This window comes from Uniformispora flossi, assembly GCF_049534875.1.
In the GTDB taxonomy this organism is placed as follows: Bacteria; Actinomycetota; Actinomycetes; order Streptomycetales; family Streptomycetaceae; genus Yinghuangia; species Yinghuangia aomiensis.
Map to the genome: position 1 here is coordinate 103,538 of NZ_JBMULZ010000002.1, position 19,869 is coordinate 123,406.

The following is a 19,869-nucleotide window of genomic DNA, read 5'->3' on the forward strand; positions in this document are numbered from 1 at the left end:
CCGGACGCTCCGGATCCGGCCGATCCGGCCCCGGACCCGGCGGACGCCCCGGCGGCCTCGGCGGATGAGTCACGGCAACCTCCCACACACAACCCCACCGGCCAACACCCCCGCACCCCGCCGAATACCCGCCCACCCCACACCCGACCCACCCCACCACCCCGCGCCACCCGAACGACCGCCCCCGACCAACCCCCGAAAAGCACACCAACCTCCCCGGGGGAGCATCGACCCGGCTCACCGCGCCAACGGCGACCGCCCCAACGCCTCCGCAGCCGCCACCGACGACGGGTCCAAATACACCGACGTCGTCGACACATCCCCATGCCCCAAGATGTCCGCCACCGTCCCCACATCCGCCCCCGCCTGCCGCAACAACACCGTCGCCGCCGTATGCCGCAACCCATGCGGCGTCACCGACTGACGCAACCCCGCCGGCATCAACGCCACATGCCGCCGCACCATCCGCTGCACATCCCGCGCCGACATCCGCCGCCCCCGCACCGTCACCACCAACGCCCGCAACGCATCCGCCCGCTCCTCCGCCGGATCACCCGCCGGCGGCACCGGACGCTCCCGCTCCCGATATGCCCCCAACACCCCCACCAGCGCATCCGACAACGGCACATCCCGCGCCTTGCCCCCCTTGCCCCGCCGAATGTGCAGCACCCACCCCCCACCCCCACCCAGCCGCACATCATCGGAATTCGCCGCACAAATCTCCGACACCCGCGGACCCGTCTCCGTCAACAACCGCAAGATCACCTCATCCCGCAACGCCAACCGCTGATCCGCCCGCACCCCACCCACCCCACCCCGCGGCACCGCCCCCGGCGACTCCCGCAACGCGACAGCCTCCTCCACCGACAACCCCAAACGCGCCCCCTTCGCCCGCGACGGCACCCGCACCCCCGCCACGAACTCCATCGGATCCGCCCGCACATAACCCACCTGCTGCGCCCAACGGAACAACCCCCGCACCGACGCCAGCCACCGCGCCCGCGCATGCAGCCCACGCCCCGGCACGTCCTCCCCGTCCGCCCCGATCTTCCGCTGCCGCGAGAACCGCGCATCGGGAGCATTGGCGATCCGCACCACCGCCAACTCCACATCCCCCGACTCCACGTCGTCGAGCACCACCGACGGACCCACCAACCGCGCGAACTCCTCCACATCGCGCACATACGCCGCCGCACTCGACGCCGCCAACGCCCCCATCGCCACCCGCAACGCCAGCACATCCGCGTACTCACGCACCGCCGCACCCACCTCGACCCGGCTCAACTCCCGCGGCGCCGCCACACCCGCACCCCTTCACACACCAAAGCCACCCGACACAACCACCACACACCACACCACGCACAGCTCACATCACAACAGCCGCAGCCAACCACCCACCACCGACACACCAACCCGCACGAAACCCCCCAAGCCCACCCGACAGGAGAGCCCCACCGCAGAACCACCCACCAACCCTCAAGCCCCCGGCACCGAAGCCACGAACAACGACTGCGCCACCGAACCGAACAACCCCGCCTCGTCGAACAACCGCGTCCGCGCCACACCCACCCCCGCATCACCCACCTGCGTCACCGAATCCACACACACCCACTCCGCCACCGGCATCCGCACAAAATGCAACGACAGATCCACGTTCGGCCACACAAACTCCCGCCAATCCAACGCCGCCCCGATCCCCGACCCCGAATCCGCCACCAACACCACCCGCTCCAACGCCCCCATACCGCCCTCACCCGCCACCAACGGACGCCCACACCGCACCCACGCCACCGCCGGACCCGGCACCGCAAACGAACCCGACACAAACCGCCAGTCCATCGCCCGCCCGTACCCGAACCGCCCCAACGGCCCCTGCACCCCACCCGGCACCGCCCCCGGAGCCCCCGGCGCCACCACCGCACCCGACGGCAACCCCGCCACCTTCGCCGCCCTCACCCGCCACAACCGCGCCGACAAACACACCCGCCCATCGACACTCAACTCACCCTCCACCAACTGCACACTCCGCCCATCCCGCACCACCCGCACCGCAACCCCCACCACCCCCACCGGCACAGGACCCAAAAACTCCACCGTCAACCGCGCCGGCACCAACTCCGGCCGCAGCGCCAACCGCGCCATTCGCCCCGCCAACAACGCCGACGGCGGACCACCATGCTGCTGCTCCGCACTCCACGGCCCCTGCGTCCACTCCGACGCCGCATACCGCTCACCACCCAACGGCACAAAGAACGCCTCACCCTCACCCAGCCCCTCGCCGCCACGCCCCTCGGCGACCCCGAACGCCCCGTCACCCACCACGCCGCACCCACCTCTCCACCCGCAACCGAACCGGGACCCGGCCACACACGACACAGACACCACCCGGGCAACACCCTGCGTCACCCTGGGCGACCGCATCCCATCACACGCACACCCCACCCGCCCCACCGAACACACCCGCCGAGACCGTCCACCGCCTAACCTGACACCACAGCGCCCCACCGCCGCCGCAACGGGACACCCTCCCGCCCACAGGAGCCCCCGATGAGCAACAACACCCCCATCGAAGCCACCCCGCTCCCCGGCATCGGCACCCCATACACCCGCGAAACCCAAGGCGGCCGCGCCCTCAGCATCGTCGCCGCCCGCGACGGACACCGCAGCCTCGCCATCTTCGACATCGACGACCCCGACGCCTGCGGCCCCGGCGTACGCCCCACCCAAGCCGAAGCCAACGCACTCGCCGAACTGCCCACGGAAGACTGACCGGCGGCGGACGACCGGGGGAGCGCGGCGACGCGGGGACGACCCCCTCGAAAGGGACACCCGCCGCTGCGCCCCATCGCGGCGGAGACCGGGCGCACCGGAGGACCGTTCGGCACACCTGCAGCAACGTCCGGTCGGGCGTGGGGTCCATGGGAGGAGCCGCCCAGGCGTCGGCTGCTCCCAGAGGCCGCTTCCCGTAAGCGGGGGGGGGCGGGATCGCCGACCCCCGCCTCCGAGCGCGTCTCGCCCCAGTCTCGCCCCCACCAAGCCGCGCTGCCCGAGAATGCGCGCTCCCGCGAACACGCGCACCCTGGAGAAAAGCCTTCCGGCTCCCGGGGCGATCAGCCCCGGCCGAAAGGCCGCGGCACTGCACGGTGTCCACCCTTCCGGCGGACGATGCCCGTGCGGCGAAGGGACGCGTCCATGCCTCGCCACCCACACCACGCCGACCCCGGCCCCGCAGCCGGCCCCCCGGGAGCCCACGACCGCCCCGCACCGCCACCCCAGCCGGACACCCCCGCCGCGCCGCCGCCCGGCACCGACCCACCGCCCCCGGCCGCCGACCCCCGCCGCGGAGTCCTCCTGCCGCTCGCCCTCGCCCAGTTCATCTGCAGCTTCGCCGGCTCCAACATGAACGTGATGATCAACGACATCAGCCATGACCTGGACACCACCGTCCAAGGCGTGCAAGTCGCCATCACCGTCTTCCTCCTGGTCATGGCCGCCCTGATGATCCCCGGCGGCAAACTCACCGACCGCTACGGCCGCAAACGCTGCTTCCTCGTCGGACTCGTCATCTACGGCATCGGCGCGCTGCTCAGCGCCGCCTCCCCGGGACTGGGCGTCCTCATCCTCGGCAACTCCATCCTCGAAGGCGTGGGCACCGCCCTGCTCATCCCGCCCGTCTACATCCTCACCACCCTGTTCTTCACCGACGTCACCTCACGCGCCCGCGCCTTCGGCGCCGTCATGGCACTCGGCGGCATCGGCGCAGCCGCCGGACCCCTCATCGGCGGACTCATCACCTCGGCCATCAGCTGGCGCGCCGCGTTCGTCTTCCAAGCCCTCGTCGTCGCCCTGATCGTGCTGCTCAGCCGACGCATCCGCGACCCCCTGCCACCCGACCCCGACCGGCCGTTCGACATCCAAGGCGCGGTGCTGTCCGCCGTCGGGCTGACGCTGCTGGTGATGGGGATCCTCGCCGCCGACAACAACCTCTGGCTCACCCTCGGCCTGCTCGTCGCCGGCGCACTCGTGCTCGTCCGGTTCTTCCTCACCGCCCGCGCCAAGGAACGCGCGGGCGAGGAACCGCTGCTGTCGCCGTCTCTGTTCCGCAACCACACGTCGAACCTCGGCCTGGTCACGCAGAACATCCAGTGGCTCGTACTGATGGGAACGTCGTTCGTCGTCGCGACGTACCTCCAAGTCGTCCGCGGCTACGACGCCGTCGCCACCGGGGTCATCTTCACCGCGGCCACCCTCGGCCTGCTCGCCTCGTCCCTCGCCGCCGAACGCCTCGCCAGGCGCCACGCGCAGCGCACGCTCATCGTCACCGGCTTCGCCGTCACCGCCGTCGGAATCGGCGCCCTGATCGGCCTGGCCGGCAGCTCCACACGGGCGATCGCCTACACGCCGGGGCTCCTGCTGATCGGCCTCGGACTGGGACTGATGCTCACACCCTCGGTCAACATCGTGCAGTCGAGCTTCCCGGAGGACCAGCAAGGCGAGATCTCCGGGCTGTCGCGCAGCGTCTCCAACCTCGGCTCGTCCCTGGGCACGGCCGTCGCGGGCACGATCCTCGTCGCCAACCTGACCAGCCACGCGTACGCGGCGGCCATGGGCACGCTGGCGGGGCTGGCGGTGGTCGGACTGATCGCGGCGACACGGCTGCCGCCGGGGGAACCGCCGGGCGTGCGGGCGGAGGCGGAGGCAGCGGCGGGGGAGTGAGGGGCCCGGGTTTTGCGGCTGGGCCGGCCGAGAACCGCGGGCATTCGGGCCGACGCCGGCGGGGGAGCGTGACCCCAACCGGGTAGTGGTCGTTCACGGCCTGGACACGCCCGCCTTGTCCTGATCTGCTCACGTGTGTCCGGCCACCGACCCGCCCCCGGCAGGTCCCGCACCCGGCCCCAGCCCTGCCCGCACCCGCGATTCCTGCCGACCGGGAGCCGCGTACGCCAGCTCGGCTCAATCATCCTGGGCCTGAGCCTCCTCGGACGCATCGCCGCACGCTTCGGCATGTCCCCGATCCCGCTGTACCTCCTCGGCGGCCTCGCCTTCGGCCACGGCGGCGTCCTGGCCCTCTCCGCAAGCGACGGATTCATCGAAGTCGGCGCCGAGATCGGCGTCATCCAGCTCCTGCTGCTCCTCGGGCTCGAGTACAACGCGGGGGAGCTGGTCTCGAACCTGCGCGCGGGTGCGCCGGCCGACCTGGTCGACCTCGTCCTCAACGCACTGCCGGGGCTCGCCGCGGGATTCCTGCTCGGCTTCTCACCGGTCGGGGCTGGCCGGCGTCACGTGGATCTCCTCGTCGGGCGTCATCGCGAAAGTCGTCGGCGATCTCGGGCGGCTCGGGAACCGCGAGACACCGGCGGTGCTGTCGGTCCTGGTGCTGGAAGACCTGGCGATGGCGCTGTACCTGCCGATCCTCACGGCCCTGCTGGCCGGCGTCGGGCTCGTCGGCGGGACGGTCACGGTGCTGGTCGCCTTGGGCGCCATCGCCGTGGTCCTCGTCATCGCGCTGCGCCACGGGCCGCTGGTGTCGAAGTCGCTGGCGAGCGACGAACCCGATTTCCTGCTGCCGGGCGTCCTCGGGGTGAAGATCCTGGTGGCGGGGGTGGCCGACCAGCTCAAGGTGTCGGCCGCGGTCGGCGCGTTCCTGGTCGGGATCGCCATCTCGGACGAGGTCGCCGAGCACGCGCAGACGCTGCCGGCGCCGCTGGGGGATCTGTTCGCGGCGGTGTTCTTCGTGTTCTTCGGCCTGTCCACGGACCCGGTGGACCTTCCTCCGGTGCTGCTCCCGGCTGCCGTCCTTGCCGTGGTGACGGCGCTGACGAAGATCGCCACCGGCTACTGGGCCGCGCGGCGCGTCGGCATCGCGAAGCCGGGTCGGTACCGGGCCGGGGGGGCGCTGGTGGAGCGGGGCGAATTCTCCATCGTCATCGCGGGCTTGGCGGTCGCGGCGGGGCAAAGGCGAGGCTGGGGCCGCTGGCCACGGCGTACGTGCTGATCCTGGTGGTGGCGGGGCCGCTCACGGCACGGTACGCGGAACCGGCGCTGCGGAGACTGTTCGGTCCGCCGGGGGTGAGACGGTCGGCTCCCGTGCCGGATGAGGCGGATTTGCTTCCGTAGGACGGGAGTTCAATTGCCGTGTCGTGTAATCCCCATTACACGACATGGTTAGGGTGAGGGGAAGTGGGCCCCGGTGAGGGGCTGTTGGTCCCAGGGTGGCAGGGGTGGGGGTGGGGGGCTACGGGGAGGGGACTGATGGGGTGATGAGGGTGGGGGTGCGGGCTTGGCCGGGATGCCAAGGCTCTCGGTGAGGTGTGTGTCCGGGGGCGGCGCGGCTGGGGCTGCGGCGTTGCGCGCGGTGGCCGCGTGGCGAGGCGACGCGACGGCGGCGGGTGGACGGCTGGGGGTTTGCTTGCGTCGCGCCGGCACTCTGGGCCCGTCGTCGACGCTCCAGAACTCGACCGACATCCAGTGCGGACCCGAGGCGCCGCGTCGCCGCACGGGATCCGACGCTGATGCCGCGCACACAAGCCTGCCGGCGGCACGCCCAACCTCCAGATCACGACTGCTTGACGCACCTCGAAACCCCCAGCGATTCCACGGCGTTCAGGCCCCTTCTGCCCCCTCCCACAGATCACCGATAATGCACATTATGTCAAGTAGCGCAGGTTGACCCCTGCCCCCTGCCTTGCCGACCGCCTTAGCCCACGGGTCTGTCGGGACGTCCAGCTCCTCGCCGCGGCGAAGGGTGTGGGCGACGAACTCCTCGAGGTAGTACGCAAGCCCACTGCGGTCGGATGCGCACGCCGTCCGTCCCCCGGCTCGCCACTTGCCCCCAGACTCTCGCCACCACTCACCCACCCCGTCCAACCCCAACCAACTCCCCCTGTGGATAACTCAAAGCAACACCCCGTAACTCCTTGACTTCCTCCTTCCCCATCTCCTGGCACTTTCGGGGGGATTTCTCGGCTTCGCCTACCCGGACCACCCTGGCCGTTCTATCGTCGGCCCGATCGGAGTCACCCGAGGGAAGGGGCCTGACGTGACCCGACGGGGTTGGGGAGTCGCGCGGGTGGGTGAAGCGTTGGGGCTGGTCCCCCGCCAAGTCCGGCTGGCCGCGCGGGCCGGGCTGTTGGATCAGCACGAGGACGGTTCCTTCGACGCCGACTGCGTCGCCCGTGCCGCCGCCGATCAGCGCCGGTTCCTCGACGCCCTGCACCGTGAAGAGCCCCTCAGCGCCGCCAAGGCCGCGCAGCGCCTGCACATCAGCCGTGCGCGCTTCGCCCGCGTGGCCCGTACCGCGGAACTCCCCGTCGTGGAACGCCAGTGGCTGCGCCGCAACGGTGCCGACGTGGCCGTGTGCTACTACCGCACCGCCGACGTCGATGCCCTGCTCCCCCACGTCGTCGCCGATATCGAGCTGCGGGCCGCCGCGGCCGCCGTCGCCCGGTCCCAGGCTGCCGCGAAGGCCGCCCGTACCCGCGCCTACAACCGGGAACGCGCGCAGGAAGCCCGCCAGTTGCTGAGCGTCCGCCGCCCCGGTGCGGACGGCGACCCGGTGGAGACCGTGCTGTGGGCGGTCGCCCTCGGGACCGCCGCCGGCTACCTGCCCCCGCGGCTGCGCCGGTTCCGCGACGACACCCGTGCCGCCGCCCTCGCCGATCTGGTCGGCCAGGCGCGGTTGCGCCCCGGCGAGCTCGCGGCGCTGGCGCAGGATGCGGTCTCCCCCGCGCTGCGCGTCCTCCCGCTGCTTGCCGCGCCCGGCGAGGTGGCGTCCCGTCTTGGGGTGCCCGCGCTGCGCCTGGCCTGGCATGTCCCGGCCGTGCACGGTTACGTCGCCCGCTCCACGCTCGACGAACTGGCGTCCGAACCCCCGGCCTGGCTGGTCCAGCTGCGGGGCGATCTGGAACTCGAACGCGTGTCGGCCATGTGGAGCCGTGAGCAGGAGCGCGTGTGGGAGGCCGCCCGCGGACGCGCCGATGCCGTGTTGCGTGATGCCGAGCGTGTCGTGGCGCGTGTCCCCGACGAGGCGGTCGCCGAACTCTTCGGCTTGGACTTGTCCGTCGTCGAGGCCCTGCGTCCGCGCAGCGGCGGCTGGACGGCCGGCTACGTCGCCCGTCTGCTGGCCACCCGCCCCGCCTGGCTTGCCGACGACCGGAAGGCCCGGGCGGAGGCCGAGCGCCGTGCCGCCTCGGCGCGGCGCCGGGCGGCAGCCCGCCAGGCCCGCGGCCAGGAGCAGCGGCGGGATTCCCGCCGGAAGAACGATCACGACGCTTGAGGGGTGCGGCTGCCCGCTACTCCTCCGTCATCAACTCCGCGGCCACGAGCGCTCCGAGGTCGGTGCAGGCTTCGCGTGCGGGTTTCGTGATGGTGCCGACGACTTCGACTGCGGGGCGGACGCGTCGCAGTCCCATCACGTTCGCGGCGCCTTCCACGGCGCGGACGGCTCCGGCCGTGTCGCTGCCGCCGTGGACGTAGAGCCCGTAGGGCTTGTGCTGGTTGGTGCCGGAGTCGACGTAGAGGACTTGGTCGAACCAGTGTTTGAGGGCGCCGGACATGTAGCCGATGTTGGCGGGGGTGCCGAGGAGGTAGCCGTCGGCTTCGAGGGTTTCGGCGGGTGAGCAGGTGAGGGCGGGGCGGACGCGGATGTCGACGCCGGTGATGTCGGGGTCGCGGGCGCCGGTGAGGGCGGCTTCGAGGAGTTCGGCGAGGGTGGGTGAGGGCGAGTGGTGGACGACGAGCAGGACGGTCACGTGCGTGGTCCCCTTTCGCGGGCTCCGGAAGGGTCATGCTCTCAGCCGTGGGGCACACGGCGACGCCCGCCGCCCCGGGTGTTCGGGAGCGGCGGGCGTCGGTTTCCCGCGGTGCGGGTGGTGTTCAGTGGCCGGCCGGGGCGGCGGCGTGGGCTGCGGCTTGGGCCGGCAAGCCGGTGCGGCCGGTGAGTTCGGCGGTGCAGTAGGCGCAGCGGGTGGCGGCGGCGGGGATGAGGCTGAGGCACTCGGGGCAGTCGGTCTTGGCGACCGGCTCGTCCTTGATGGGTTCGAAGCGGGACTGGAGCCTCGCGACGGGGAGGACGACGGCGAAGTAGATGACCGCGGCGACGAGGACGAAGCTGACGAGGGCGTTGACGAAGGCGCCGTAGGGGAACGTGGTGTCCGCGACGGTGAAGGTTTCCTTGCTGAAGTCGCCGACGGCGCCGGTGGCGACGCCGATGAGCGGGGTGAGGAACGCGGTGACGAAGCCGGTCACGACGGCGGTGAAGGCGGCGCCGATGACGATGCCGACGGCGAGGTCGACCACGTTGCCGCGCAGGAGGAAGGCGCGGAAACCCTTGAACACCGGGTACTCCAGGGGGGTGTAGTGGGGGGTGTGCGGGCGGGTGGGCCCGGGGCGGCCGTGCGGTAGCCCGGCGGGCCATGCTGCCGATCTCGGCGTCGCGGGTCCATCCGGGTAACCGTTACGAGTGATATGTCGTATTGATCGTTGGGTGTTCGGGGGTGCGGTCGGGCCGGGTCGGCGTGGTGCCGGCCCGGCCCGGTGGGGACGCGGGGTGTGGGTCAGTCCTTGGGGATGTAGGCGTCGCAGGTGGAGAACGCGTTCTGCTGGACGCAGAGGAACAGGGCGTTCCACTTGCTGCCGGTGTCCGCGACGGCCTTGGCGAGGGTGTCGGCGCAGGTCTGGTCGGCCAGGCCCCAGAGCGATCCGTCGGGCCAGCCGGCTTGGGCGGTGCGGCTTTGGATGGTGTCGAGGCATTCGGTCGACGGGTCGTATGTCTTGATCTGGTTGAGGAACTCCAGGTACTGGGGGTTGGTCGGGGCGGCGGCGAGCGCGTTGAGGGTGTTCTGCGCGGCGGCCTTGTCCTGGGGGGACGCGGTGGGGCTGTTGACGGTCTGCAGTGCGGTGGTGGTCTGCTGCATGACCTGCTGGATCTTTTGCTTGTCCTGCGGCTTGACCGGTGCGCTCTTGGGGTCGGCGAGGGCGACGAGGCCGCCGCTGACGATGTTCAGGGCGTTCAGGAGGCGCTGCCGGTCGACGGCGGAGAGCTTGGGGTCTTGGAGTTGGGCGGTGGCTTCGGCGATGCTGCGGCCGACGCCGAGGTAGAACTCGCGGTCGACGGGTGAGGTCTTGGGGTCCTGGGCGAGTTGGAGGGCGGCGCGGGCGCCGTTGACGATCTGCTGGTAGCCGGCGCGGTCGGCGGCTGGGGTGTTGGGGTCGTTGAGGGCTTTCATGGCCGCGTTGACGCCGTCGATGATCTTCTGGTTGGCGATCTTCTCGGCGGCCGGGGTGGTGGGGTTGTTGACCGCGGCGACGGCCTTGTCGAGGGCGTCTTTCAGTTTCTGCTTGTCGGCGGCGGAGATGTTGAGTTTCGCGATGCCGTCGTCGATCTGTTGCTGGGTTTCCGGGGGCACGAGGTTTTTGATGCTGCCGGTGGCGGTGCCGCCGGTGGGTGTCTTGGTGCCGGTGCCGGTGCTGCTGTCGGGGGGCTTGTAGGGGTTGGAGGGGGTGCCGGTTCCGCCGGTGGCGGTGCCGCTGCCTGGGGGCTTGTAGGGGTTGTTGGGGGTGTTGGGTTGGCCGGTGGTGCCGCCTCCCCCGCCTCCGCCTCCGCCGCCTCCGGTGCCGCCTCCTCCGCCGGTGGGCGGTGCGGTGGGGTCGCCTGGTGCGGCGGGCCGGTCCTGGACGGGGGCGCCTACGGCTGCGGCGGCCGCGGCGGGGAGGGCCATGGCTGCGGCGAGGCAGGAGACGCCGATGATGCGGGGGATCCGTTTCCCGGTGGTTTTGGACATGCGTGTTCCAGGTGCGTGCTGGGCGGAGTGTCCCTGTCCGGGTTCACCGCCGCTGCGGGGCGGTGTGGCGGTCACCGGAGGTGTGGGCCTCGAACGGTGCGCGTGGGACAAAACCCACTCTTCGCCTCTGGGAGGGCGGTCGCAACTGCTGGGCTGTTCGGGCTTGGTCGGACACAAGTGCTTGGTGTGTACAGGTTGTCCGCGGGTTCGCCGAGCGCAGTCCGATTAGCGACAAATACCCCCATTTGGTGGCTCCCCAGAGCGTGAGCAATTTGTCACGATAAGACCACTTTCTGTGATGTTCGTGGCGTCGTGTGACCGTCGTCGTCCCCCGCACCAAGTGCACCCCCGCGTGCACCGCCCCCAGGAGTCACCGTGGTTCTGTCCATCTCCGGAGTCCTGCTGCTCGGCGTCATCGCCTTCCTGTTCTTCCGCAAAGACGGAATGAAGGCATCCCACGCCATCGTCTGCGCACTCTTCGGCTTCTACCTGGCCAGCACTGCGATCGCGCCGCACATCAAGGCGAGCGGCAACAGCCTCGCCAGCCTGCTGTCCGGCATCAACTTCTGACGCGCCGCCCCCGGCTCGCTGCCGAAGCGGCACCCCGAACCCTGTCCCCGCCCCGCGGCACCCGCCGGCCGGTCCCCCGGCCCCAGGCCCCGACTCCATGGCGAGCCGGGGCCTGACGGCGTCCCCGCCCCCCGCTTCGCACACCCCTTCGATCGCACATCCGTACCGATGGGAGACCCGCTGTGCCTGCCCCCCTGCCGCCCACCACGCCCGCGCTGTCCCGCCGCATCGCCGACGCCACCCGCACCGGCCTCGGCCACGCCCGCACCGGACTGGCCGCCTCCCGAGCCCACGCCGGACGCGTCCGCGGACACGCCCGCGACATGTTCGCGCCCCTCCTCCATCTCGGCCGCGGCTTCCGCCGCGAAGTCGCCTGGGCCCGCACCTGGTGGAAGGAAGCCACCCCCGACCGCCGCAAAGGGGCCCTCGTCGGCGCCGTCGCCGTCGGCATCCTGCTCTACTTCCTGCCCTACGGCCCCCTCCTCGCCCTCGGCGCCCTCATGGCCGGCGCCGCCTGGCTCGGCCGCGACCGCACCCCGCCCCCGCCGCCCGGCCCCCCGCCCGGCGACAACCGCCTCCAAGCCATCTACAACGGCCTGGTCCCCCACCTCGCCGACACCCACGACCCCGACGCCCGCTTCGAAGCCGGCGCCGCCCACAGCAAGGCCTTCGAACACCACGAATTCGACGGCGACCAGCTCACCCGCCTCGAACTGCGCTACTCCCCCTACTTCGCCGACGACGACCCCGAAGCCCGCCACCGCGTCGAACGCGTGATCGAAGCCAAGGCCGGACGCGCCCGCGAATACCTCTACGGCTGGGACACCGAAGCCAACCGCCTCACCGTCGCCGCCCTCCCCCCGCTCCCCGGCCCCGTGCCCGCCCAGCCCTACGTCACCGCCCCCTGCGAAATCGTCCTCGGCTTCACCGACCCCACCTCCACCAACCGCCTCATCCCCGTCACCACCTCCACCACCGCCGCCGCCGACCCCGACGGCACCCAACTCCCGCCCGTCGTCTGGCGCACCGGAACCCGCACCAACGCACCGCACCTCCTCGCCGTCGGCGGACCCGCCTCCGGCAAGACCACCCTCCTGCGCACCATCGCCGTCCAGACCCTCCGCGACGGCGACGTCCTCGCCGTCGACGCCACCGGCTCCGGCGACTTCGCCTGCCTCGCCGGCCGCGCCGGCGTCCTCCGCGTCGAAACCACCCAGAACGGCGCCCGCGAAGCCCTCACCTGGCTCCGCGAGGAAACCGCCCGCCGCGCCGCCGCCATCGCCGAAGCCAAACGCTCCGGACGCGCCGCACCCGAAGACGCCCGCCGCCCCCTGTGCGTCCTCCTCGACGAACCCGCCGACCTCGCCGACCCGGACGTCCACACCCTCCTCGACCTTCCGCTGCGCCTCGGCCGCACCACCCACATCAGCATCGTGGCGACCGCGCGCCCCGCCCAGCTCGACCGCCTCCACCCCGGCTTGCTGTCCGAGACCCACACCCGCGTCGCCCTCGGTCCCCTCGACGCCGCAACCCGCGCCGCCGCGCTCGGCTCCGCCCCCGGCATCGCCGGCGGCGAGGGCGTCCCCGCCGGCCGCGGCTACGCCCGCGTCGGCGGCGGCCCCGTCATCCGCCTGCAGACCCCGTACACCCCCGACCCCCTCGAAGACGACACCCCGGACGCCGACCGCGCCCGTGTCCTGGCCCTCCTGCCGCCGGTCGCGGCGCAAGGCGTGCTGCCGGCACACGGGACCGAGACGGCAGCCGCGGCGACCGCACCGTCGCTGGTGAAGACGATCTGACGAAGACCCCGGTGCGTCCGCGAGCGCACCCGGGCGACGACACCGTGGAGCCCCTGCCGACCGGACGTGGTCGACAGGGGCTCCACGGTGTCCATGCGGCCCCAGAGCCGACTGGAACCGGCACGCGAACGACGCAGTCCCGACCGGCGCCGGCCCCGCGTTCTGCCGCTGCGCCGTCCGGACCAGTTCAGACGATGAGACCGGTAAGCCAGGGCGGGGACTTCCACCCGCACCCCGCACCGCCACGGCCCGCACGGCGCAGCGGAAGCGCGAACACCCGGCGCGGCGGCGGCCGTTGGATCAGAGCCTGTCCTCGGGACGCAGCAGGGCCGTGAGCACGATGTGTTCGTGTTCGGCCATCTGGTCGAGGAGGTGCAGGGCCCGGCTTCGGACGGGCACGTCGGGCAACGTGCCGCGGAAGTCGTAGTCGGCTTCCCAGCCCGTGTAGTGCTCGACAGCAGCCGCCATGGCCGCGTTGTCGCCGTGGATCATCACGGCAGCGAAGTCGAGGTAGTCGGAGGCGGTGCTGTTCCGCAACCGGTCGGCCAGTGCGCGGACGCGGTGCCCGGCCTCCGGTCCGGCTTCCCGGGGGAACGCGGCCGCGAGTTGGGCCAGGGCGATGCGCACGGCGGTGCATTCGTCGTCCCATCGGGCGAACACGTCCTCGACGACTGCTTCCACCGCTCGGTGTGCGCGGGCTTCGGCGGCGGGGTTCGTGTGCGGGGGTCGGTCGGGCCAACTGGTGGCAGTGTGCCGCTCGCCGACTGTTCCTGTGGCGAACAGGAACTCGACCAAGCCCATCCGATTCCGCGCCGGCACGCGGTCGTCGACGGCCGGCCAGGCCACAATCTCGACACCGTCGGCCGTGGAAGGGCTGCAAGTGTCCTGATGCAGGATCTCGTTGGTGAAGAAGCCGAGGAAGTCGCGGTTGTCGTGGAACGGGCCAAAGGCGGGGTCGTACAGCACCAGTGCGCTTGCGGGGATCGGGCCCGTGCCTATGCGGTCGTCGGCGACCCGGCGGAAGACGCGGCGTATCTCGGGCCCGAGTTCTTGCTCGAGCAGCCAAGCGCGGTCGGCTGGGGAGACGGGTTCGTCGGGCACGGGCGGGAGCGTAGCGGGCGGCCGTGTGTCGGCCGGGGGCCGGGCAACAGGCGTGACTCTTTCGGGGATGGGCTGTACGGGTGATGTCTGGTGGGGTGTGTGCGCCGTGGGGTGCGCCCCGCGTACGCCCATTGGGGCACGAATGAGCCAAACGTCGCGCAAGAGGCCTTGGTGGGGGCCATGATGGTGCCGCACGAGCGGCGGCGCGGCCTGCGGAACGGGGGCGTGTGCGGCTGTGTGGCCCCGCGCGCGGGGGCCGTTGCCTGTCGATTATTTTGAGCCCGACGATCCGCCGGTGCCTGGCGCGCGGTGCGGCGCGTGCGGCCGGCCGGGGGCGGGGCCGGCAGCCGAGGACGTGGCGCCGGTGTTCGACCTCGCGAAGCTCTCCCCCAGCGACGTGGTCGTGTGCGGGTCCGATCTGCGGCAGGCCGCGGCGCGGGCGTCGACCGCGGAGGAGGCCGCGGTGTTGGTGGCCCGCCAGTTGCGTGCGGTGTTTCTGGAACCGCCGGTGGAGGCCCCGGAGTCCGTGCCTGCTGCGCCGGCCGGTTCTGTGCCGGCCTCGGGAGCCGACGCTACGGCGGCGCAGCCGGGGAGTGCGGACAGTGCGCTGCATCCGGCGGTTCCCGCTCCGCCGACGGGGTTAACGGGTGTCGGCGGGGCCGACGTCCTGCCGCGGCCGGTGCCGGGCGGGACCGAGGGCGGGGGCTTGGCAGGCTCTGCCGACGCCGTCGTCGCTGATTCCGCGGGCGTGGCGGTCGCACCCGGGCCGCTCGGTGCGACCGCGCCGGGAAGCCGGCCCCCGTCGGTGCTCCGGGCATCGTCCTGGGATGCTCCCGCGGTGTCGGCTCTGGCCGAGCCGGTGTTCCCTCCTGCACCGTCCGCCGTGCTGCCCACGGTGTTCCCTCCCGTCGCTCCCTCGCTTGGTGCCGGGTCCTTCGCGGGTCCCGTCTCTCACCAGGTCGCCTTGGCCCGCGTCTACACCACCGTTCGCGAGGAGGCGGGTACCCGCGCTCTGGTTCTGCTGGCCGGCGACGGTGGCGCTCCCGAGCCGACGCATCCCGGGTTTCCTGCCCGGATTGCGTTGTCGGGTCCTGGTGCGCCGCAGGCGGTGCATCCGGCGTTGGCGGCGGTGTTGGACCGTCTTGGTGTGGAGGCGTGCGGGGGTGCGGGGTGGGAGGCGGAGCGGTGTGCGATCGCGCATATTCCGGATCCGCATGCGGCGGTGCACGGGGTGCGGACGGTGGTGGGGTTCGGGGGGCCGTTGCCGGACGGCGAGGTGTTCGCGGTGTTGTTGTTCTGCGGGGTGCATGTGCCGGTGGGGGCGGGTGAGGCGTTGCGGGGGTTGGTGCCGGCGGCGCGGTTGGCGTTGATGCCGGCGCCGTGGGCTCCGGTGCCCTCGCCGCGGGGGACGACGGGTGTGGTGGCGGTGGAGTCGGGGGTGACCGGGGCCACGGGGGTGGTGGACGGTTTTGCGGCGGCGGCGCGGCTGGACGCGTTGGAGCAGTTGCTGGCGGTGGCGGAGGACACGACCGTCGAGCAGGCGCGGACGGTGGAGACGTACCGGGGGCGGGTGCGGACGCAGGCGGAGCAGCTGCGGTTGAAGCAGCGTCGTCTGGAGCAGGAGACGCAGATTGTTCGGACGCTGTACCACGTGGGTCAGAAGTTGTCGCGGAAGTTGGATCTGGACGAGTTGGTGCTGGCGGCGACGGAGGCCGCGGTGTCGGTGATCGCGGCGGAGCACGGGTTGCTGCTGTATCGGGATTGCGGTGCGGAGGAGGGGCCGGACGGGGACGACACGATCCGGTATGCGTCGGCGTCGCGGGACGAGCCGGGGGACGGCGGGGTTTTGCATCCGTTGTTGCCGCCTGCGGGCTTGCGGTTGCTGCCGTCGCATTTGCTGACGGATGTGGTGCGGTCGGGGGATGTGGCGGATTTCCCGGGGGTGTTCGCCGGGGAGGGGCATCGGGCGCCGTGGGGGTCGGCGTACGGGGGTGGGGTGCGGTCGTATTTGGCGGTGCCGGTGGTGTCGCGGGAGGGGGATGTGCTGGGGTCGTTCGCGTTTTCGCATGCGAAGCCGGACGTCTTCACGGAGCGGGACGAGCAGTTGGCGTTGGGGATTGCGGCGCAGGCGGCTGCCGCGATCGAGAACGCGCGGCTGTACCGGAACGTGCGGGATATGGCGGTGCGGTTGCAGCGGTCGTTGCTGCCGCCGGAGGTGCCGGATATCGACACGTTGGAGATTGCGTGCCGGTATTTGCCGGGGGCGCGGGGGACGCAGGTGGGGGGTGACTGGTTCGACGTGATTCCGTTGTCGGCGGGGCGGGTGGCGTTGGTGATCGGGGATGTGATGGGCCGCGGGTTGGGGGCGGCGGCGGTGATGGGGCAGTTGCGGACGGCGGTGCGGGCGTATGCGGTGATGGATTTGCCGCCGGCGCAGGTGATGCGGCATTTGAACCGGTTGGTGGCGGGGATGGGGGCCGAGGATCAGATCACGACGTGTGTGTATGCGGTGTACGACCCGGGGGCGGGGTCGATGCGCTGGTCGAATGCGGGGCATCTGCCGCCGGCGTTGGTGAGTGCGGGCGGCGGGGTGCGGTTGTTGGACGACGATCTGGGGGTGCCGTTGGGGGTGGCGGCGGCGTCGGAGGGGACGGCGTTCGACGATGCGGAGGTGTCGTTTGCGGCGTCGGACCGGCTGCTGCTGTACACGGACGGCCTGGTGGAGCGGCACGACGTGTCGTTGACGGATCGGCTGGGGGATTTTGCGGCGCAGATGGGGGGCGCGGCGCGGCGGGTGGACGGTGTGCAGGACACGTGTGACCGGTTGTTGGGCGGGATGCTGACGGGTCGGGAGCACGACGATGTGGCGTTGCTGCTGGTGCGGGCGCGGGAGGGCCGGGACCGGGTGGCGTCGGTGGAGTTGCCGCCGACGGCGAAGGCGGCGCGGGAGGGCCGGGCGTTCGTGCGGTCGGTGATGGCGCGATGGGGGGTCGCGGACCGGGCTGCGGGTGCGGGGCTGTGGGTGGATGCGGCGTGTTCGGTGGCGACGGAGTTGGTGGCGAACGCGGCGGAGCATGCGCGGACGCCGATGGAGTTGGGGCTGCGGCTGCGTCCGGGGTGCCTGGTGGTGCAGGTGGCGGATCAGGACGGGCGGTTGCCGCGGCGGTTGGCGGCGTCGGTGTCGGAGGAGCGGCACCGGGGGTTGGCGATCGTGGGGGCGTTGGCGTCGGACTGGGGGGCGCGGCCGACGGATTCGGGGAAGGTCGTGTGGGCGGAGTTGCCGGAGCCGGGGGTGCGCCGGGCGGGGTGACGGCGGCGGGTCGGGTGGTGGTTTTCGGTGTCGGGGGCGGCGTGGGGGTTTGGTTCGGTTCGTACGGGTGATCGATGAGGGGGCGGTGGGGCGCGCGGTGGTGTGGAGGGGGTGAGGGACGGCGCCGCGGCCGGGCCGGTGGTTTATCCAAAATGTGATGAAAAGCCCGAATTGGGGTAGTACCTGGGCGGTGCAGGCCGGGGTGCCCACCGCGCCGCGAGGACGCGGGGAACACCTCCGGAACATCCCGGGAATCTTCGGGCCCTGCCGCACGTTGATCGAGCGTTATCAGAACCAGGCAGCCTCGGGCTGTCGCAGTGGACTTTCAAGCCCAGGAGGCACGATTTCATGAGTGAACGAGCTCTCCGCGGCACGCGCCTCGGTGCCACCAGCTACGAGACCGACCGTGGAATCGACCTGGCCCCCCGCCGGACCGTGGAGTACGCGTGCCCGCGCGGCCACCGGTTCGAGATGCCGTTCTCCGTCGAGGCGGAGATCCCCTCGGTATGGGAGTGCCGCAGCTGTGGCCTCGTCGCCCAGCTGGTGGACGGCGCCCCGCCGGAGGAGAAGAAGAACAAGCCCGCGCGTACGCACTGGGACATGCTGATGGAGCGGCGCACCCGCGAGGAACTCGAGGAAGTCCTCGCCGAACGCCTCGCCGTACTGCGCTCCGGGGGTATCGACCTGCACCACGACCCGCGCGACAACCGCAAGACGGCCTGACCGCCGGCCGCGCAACGAGCGGTACGCGCAGGCACCGACCACAGACGCACGAACACAACGTCGAACGGCGTGGGCCGCACCCCGGGCAGGGGGTGCGGCCCACGCCGTTTCCGCATGCCGGCAACAGCCCGACAGTTCGACAGCCCGGCTCGGCGGCCAGGCCCGGGCGCAGCGCGTGGGGCGGCACGGCGGGCGGGCGACGCGGCGGCGCTACCATCCGTCGATGGTCCGCCGTGCGAAGAAGCCGCGCCGTCTCACCGTCGGCACCGACACCTACCTGTGGTCCGTACGCCACGCCCACGGCCCGGTGACGCGCGACGCGGCCGGCGCGTTCGTCCGCGTCGGCGAAGACGCCTGCCGCGAGACCCTCGCGCTGCGCCCCCTCGGCCGCGCGGGCGGGCTGCGGATCGAGTTCCGCAACGGCCCGGGACGGCTCGTCCCCGACGGGTGGCTGCCGTCCGGCACGGTCGGCACCGACCTGGACGCGCTGCTCAACCTCCACGAACCCGGCACCGTCCGCGCCCTCCTCGACGAAGCCCTCGCCGACGGCTGGGACCCGGACCACCCGCGCGTGGCGTTCGTCGACGGCTGGACGCTGTTCGACGGCGCCCGCACCCGGCGCAGCGCGGGCGCCGCGGGCTGACACGGGCTTACGCCCGTGCTGCTCCCCCGCCAGGCCGCGGGGCCCCGGGGTTACGGCAGGTAGTGCGGTCCGCCGGTCGGCCCGCCGTGGTTGCCCGGGTCGCGGCGCGGCGTGCCGTCGGGGTCGACGACGTCGCCGTGGACGACCTCGCCGGACACGACCTTCCCGTCCGGGCGGTGCATGCGCATCTGCTCCTGCGCCTGGCGGGCCTGCCCCATCGCGGCGCCGAACCGGGTCCGGCGCGCCACCTGGCTGCCGACCGCCCCGCCGATCAGCTTGCGCACCAGCGGCCGGGTGAACGGCAGGAGGCACAGCAGACCGGCCACGTCCGAGATGAACCCGGGAATGATCAGCAGGATGCCGCCGAGCACGACCAGCCCCGCGTCCGCGGCGGCCCGCCCGGTCCGGGAGGCGTCCACGCCGGGTCCGGCCTGGCCCTGCGCCGCGGCGGATTCCGCGGTGGCGGCGTCGCGCAGCCGGGTCAGCGCCCGGCGGCCTTCGTAGCGGATCGCGAGCGAGCCGGCGATCACACCGGCCAGGAGCAGCAGCACGGTGTCGCCCGCGCCGATCGCGGAGCCGACCCGGCTGATCAGGTAGATCTCGGCGATCGGCCAGGCGATCAGAGGAATCAGGACTGCGGCGCGGCGCATGGGGTGCGGGTTCTCCTTCCGGCCCGGGTCCGGGGCGGGCCGCGCCGTGCGGGGCGCGGACCTACCGGATCGGGCTGCCGCCACGGCGGGCCTTGCACGGTCCGTGTGGCGGGTGATGCGTGGGGGGACGGTGGTGCTGCCGGGACGCCCCGCGTCGTGCCGGCCCGGTGCCGGGTGCGGGATGTCCTTGATGAGAATGACGCCCTGGGAGCGCGGAGTGTTCCCGACACGGCGGGTCGGGCGCTTCCGAGCGCGGCGCCGGGGGCGGTGCGGCACGGGGCGGGTGGGTGCC

15 protein-coding genes and 1 pseudogene are annotated in these 19,869 nt (G+C 72.3%); 9 read left to right on the forward strand and 7 right to left on the reverse strand.

Features of this window, described 5'->3' with window-relative positions:
* Nucleotides 1-237 precede the first annotated feature (237 nt).
* Both ACPA54_RS04730 and ACPA54_RS04735 read right to left on the reverse strand, forming a co-directional pair.
* A complete protein-coding gene (locus ACPA54_RS04730; protein ID WP_423527071.1) occupies nucleotides 238-1,302 on the reverse strand; it encodes a tyrosine-type recombinase/integrase in 1,065 nt (354 codons plus the stop codon).
* 174 nt (nucleotides 1,303-1,476) lie between these two features.
* Nucleotides 1,477-2,322 (reverse strand): thioesterase family protein, encoded by an 846-nt coding sequence (locus ACPA54_RS04735; protein ID WP_423527073.1) that lies wholly within the window; start codon nucleotides 2,320-2,322, stop codon nucleotides 1,477-1,479.
* Nucleotides 2,323-2,547: 225 nt separating this feature from the next.
* Here ACPA54_RS04735 and ACPA54_RS04740 point away from each other — a divergent pair, with 225 nt between their 5' ends.
* The 4 genes and pseudogenes from ACPA54_RS04740 to ACPA54_RS04755 all read left to right on the forward strand — a co-directional run bounded on the left by ACPA54_RS04740 (nucleotide 2,548) and on the right by ACPA54_RS04755 (nucleotide 8,275).
* Nucleotides 2,548-2,769 carry a cation:proton antiporter regulatory subunit gene (locus ACPA54_RS04740; protein WP_423527075.1) on the forward strand — a complete coding sequence of 74 codons (222 nt, stop codon included), beginning with the start codon at nucleotides 2,548-2,550 and terminating at the stop codon, nucleotides 2,767-2,769.
* 423 nt (nucleotides 2,770-3,192) lie between these two features.
* A complete protein-coding gene (locus tag ACPA54_RS04745; protein ID WP_423527077.1) occupies nucleotides 3,193-4,716 on the forward strand; it encodes an MFS transporter in 1,524 nt (507 codons plus the stop codon).
* A gap of 204 nt (nucleotides 4,717-4,920) precedes the next feature.
* Nucleotides 4,921-6,117: pseudogene (locus tag ACPA54_RS04750) on the forward strand (cation:proton antiporter).
* A gap of 952 nt (nucleotides 6,118-7,069) precedes the next feature.
* Entirely contained in the window at nucleotides 7,070-8,275 is a 1,206-nt protein-coding gene (locus tag ACPA54_RS04755; RefSeq protein ID WP_423527079.1) for a hypothetical protein, read from the forward strand.
* 16 nt (nucleotides 8,276-8,291) lie between these two features.
* Here ACPA54_RS04755 and ACPA54_RS04760 read toward each other — a convergent pair whose 3' ends face one another.
* The 3 genes from ACPA54_RS04760 to ACPA54_RS04770 form a co-directional block, all read right to left on the reverse strand.
* Complete coding sequence (locus ACPA54_RS04760) at nucleotides 8,292-8,750, reverse strand: flavodoxin family protein (RefSeq protein ID WP_423527081.1); 459 nt, start codon at nucleotides 8,748-8,750, stop codon at nucleotides 8,292-8,294.
* Nucleotides 8,751-8,874: 124 nt separating this feature from the next.
* Nucleotides 8,875-9,336 (reverse strand): large conductance mechanosensitive channel protein MscL, encoded by a 462-nt coding sequence (gene mscL / locus ACPA54_RS04765; protein ID WP_423527082.1) that lies wholly within the window; start codon nucleotides 9,334-9,336, stop codon nucleotides 8,875-8,877.
* Between the two features lie 218 nt (nucleotides 9,337-9,554).
* The gene (locus tag ACPA54_RS04770; protein WP_423527084.1) at nucleotides 9,555-10,781 is read right to left on the reverse strand and encodes a hypothetical protein; all 1,227 of its coding nucleotides are present in this window, start codon (nucleotides 10,779-10,781) and stop codon (nucleotides 9,555-9,557) included.
* Between the two features lie 375 nt (nucleotides 10,782-11,156).
* On the opposite strand from ACPA54_RS04770, the gene ACPA54_RS04775 reads away from it, so the two are divergent.
* A complete protein-coding gene (locus ACPA54_RS04775) occupies nucleotides 11,157-11,351 on the forward strand; it encodes a hypothetical protein (RefSeq protein WP_345677535.1) in 195 nt (64 codons plus the stop codon).
* Nucleotides 11,352-11,533: 182 nt separating this feature from the next.
* Nucleotides 11,534-13,150 (forward strand): ATP-binding protein, encoded by a 1,617-nt coding sequence (locus tag ACPA54_RS04780; RefSeq protein ID WP_423527086.1) that lies wholly within the window; start codon nucleotides 11,534-11,536, stop codon nucleotides 13,148-13,150.
* A 300-nt stretch (nucleotides 13,151-13,450) separates the two neighbouring features.
* Here the strand turns inward: ACPA54_RS04780 and ACPA54_RS04785 are convergent, their stop codons facing one another.
* Complete coding sequence (locus tag ACPA54_RS04785; RefSeq protein ID WP_423527087.1) at nucleotides 13,451-14,251, reverse strand: hypothetical protein; 801 nt, start codon at nucleotides 14,249-14,251, stop codon at nucleotides 13,451-13,453.
* A gap of 364 nt (nucleotides 14,252-14,615) precedes the next feature.
* On the opposite strand from ACPA54_RS04785, the gene ACPA54_RS04790 reads away from it, so the two are divergent.
* From ACPA54_RS04790 to ACPA54_RS04800, 3 genes are all read left to right on the forward strand, one after another.
* Complete coding sequence (locus ACPA54_RS04790) at nucleotides 14,616-17,561, forward strand: ATP-binding SpoIIE family protein phosphatase (protein WP_423527089.1); 2,946 nt, start codon at nucleotides 14,616-14,618, stop codon at nucleotides 17,559-17,561.
* 348 nt (nucleotides 17,562-17,909) lie between these two features.
* Nucleotides 17,910-18,284, forward strand: a complete 375-nt coding sequence (locus tag ACPA54_RS04795; protein WP_345677532.1) for an RNA polymerase-binding protein RbpA — start codon at nucleotides 17,910-17,912, stop codon at nucleotides 18,282-18,284.
* A 223-nt stretch (nucleotides 18,285-18,507) separates the two neighbouring features.
* A complete protein-coding gene (locus ACPA54_RS04800) occupies nucleotides 18,508-18,927 on the forward strand; it encodes a hypothetical protein (protein ID WP_423527091.1) in 420 nt (139 codons plus the stop codon).
* Between the two features lie 50 nt (nucleotides 18,928-18,977).
* On the opposite strand, the gene ACPA54_RS04805 is transcribed toward ACPA54_RS04800, so the two are convergent.
* Entirely contained in the window at nucleotides 18,978-19,577 is a 600-nt protein-coding gene (locus tag ACPA54_RS04805) for an FxsA family protein (protein WP_423527092.1), read from the reverse strand.
* Nucleotides 19,578-19,869: the final 292 nt, after the last annotated feature.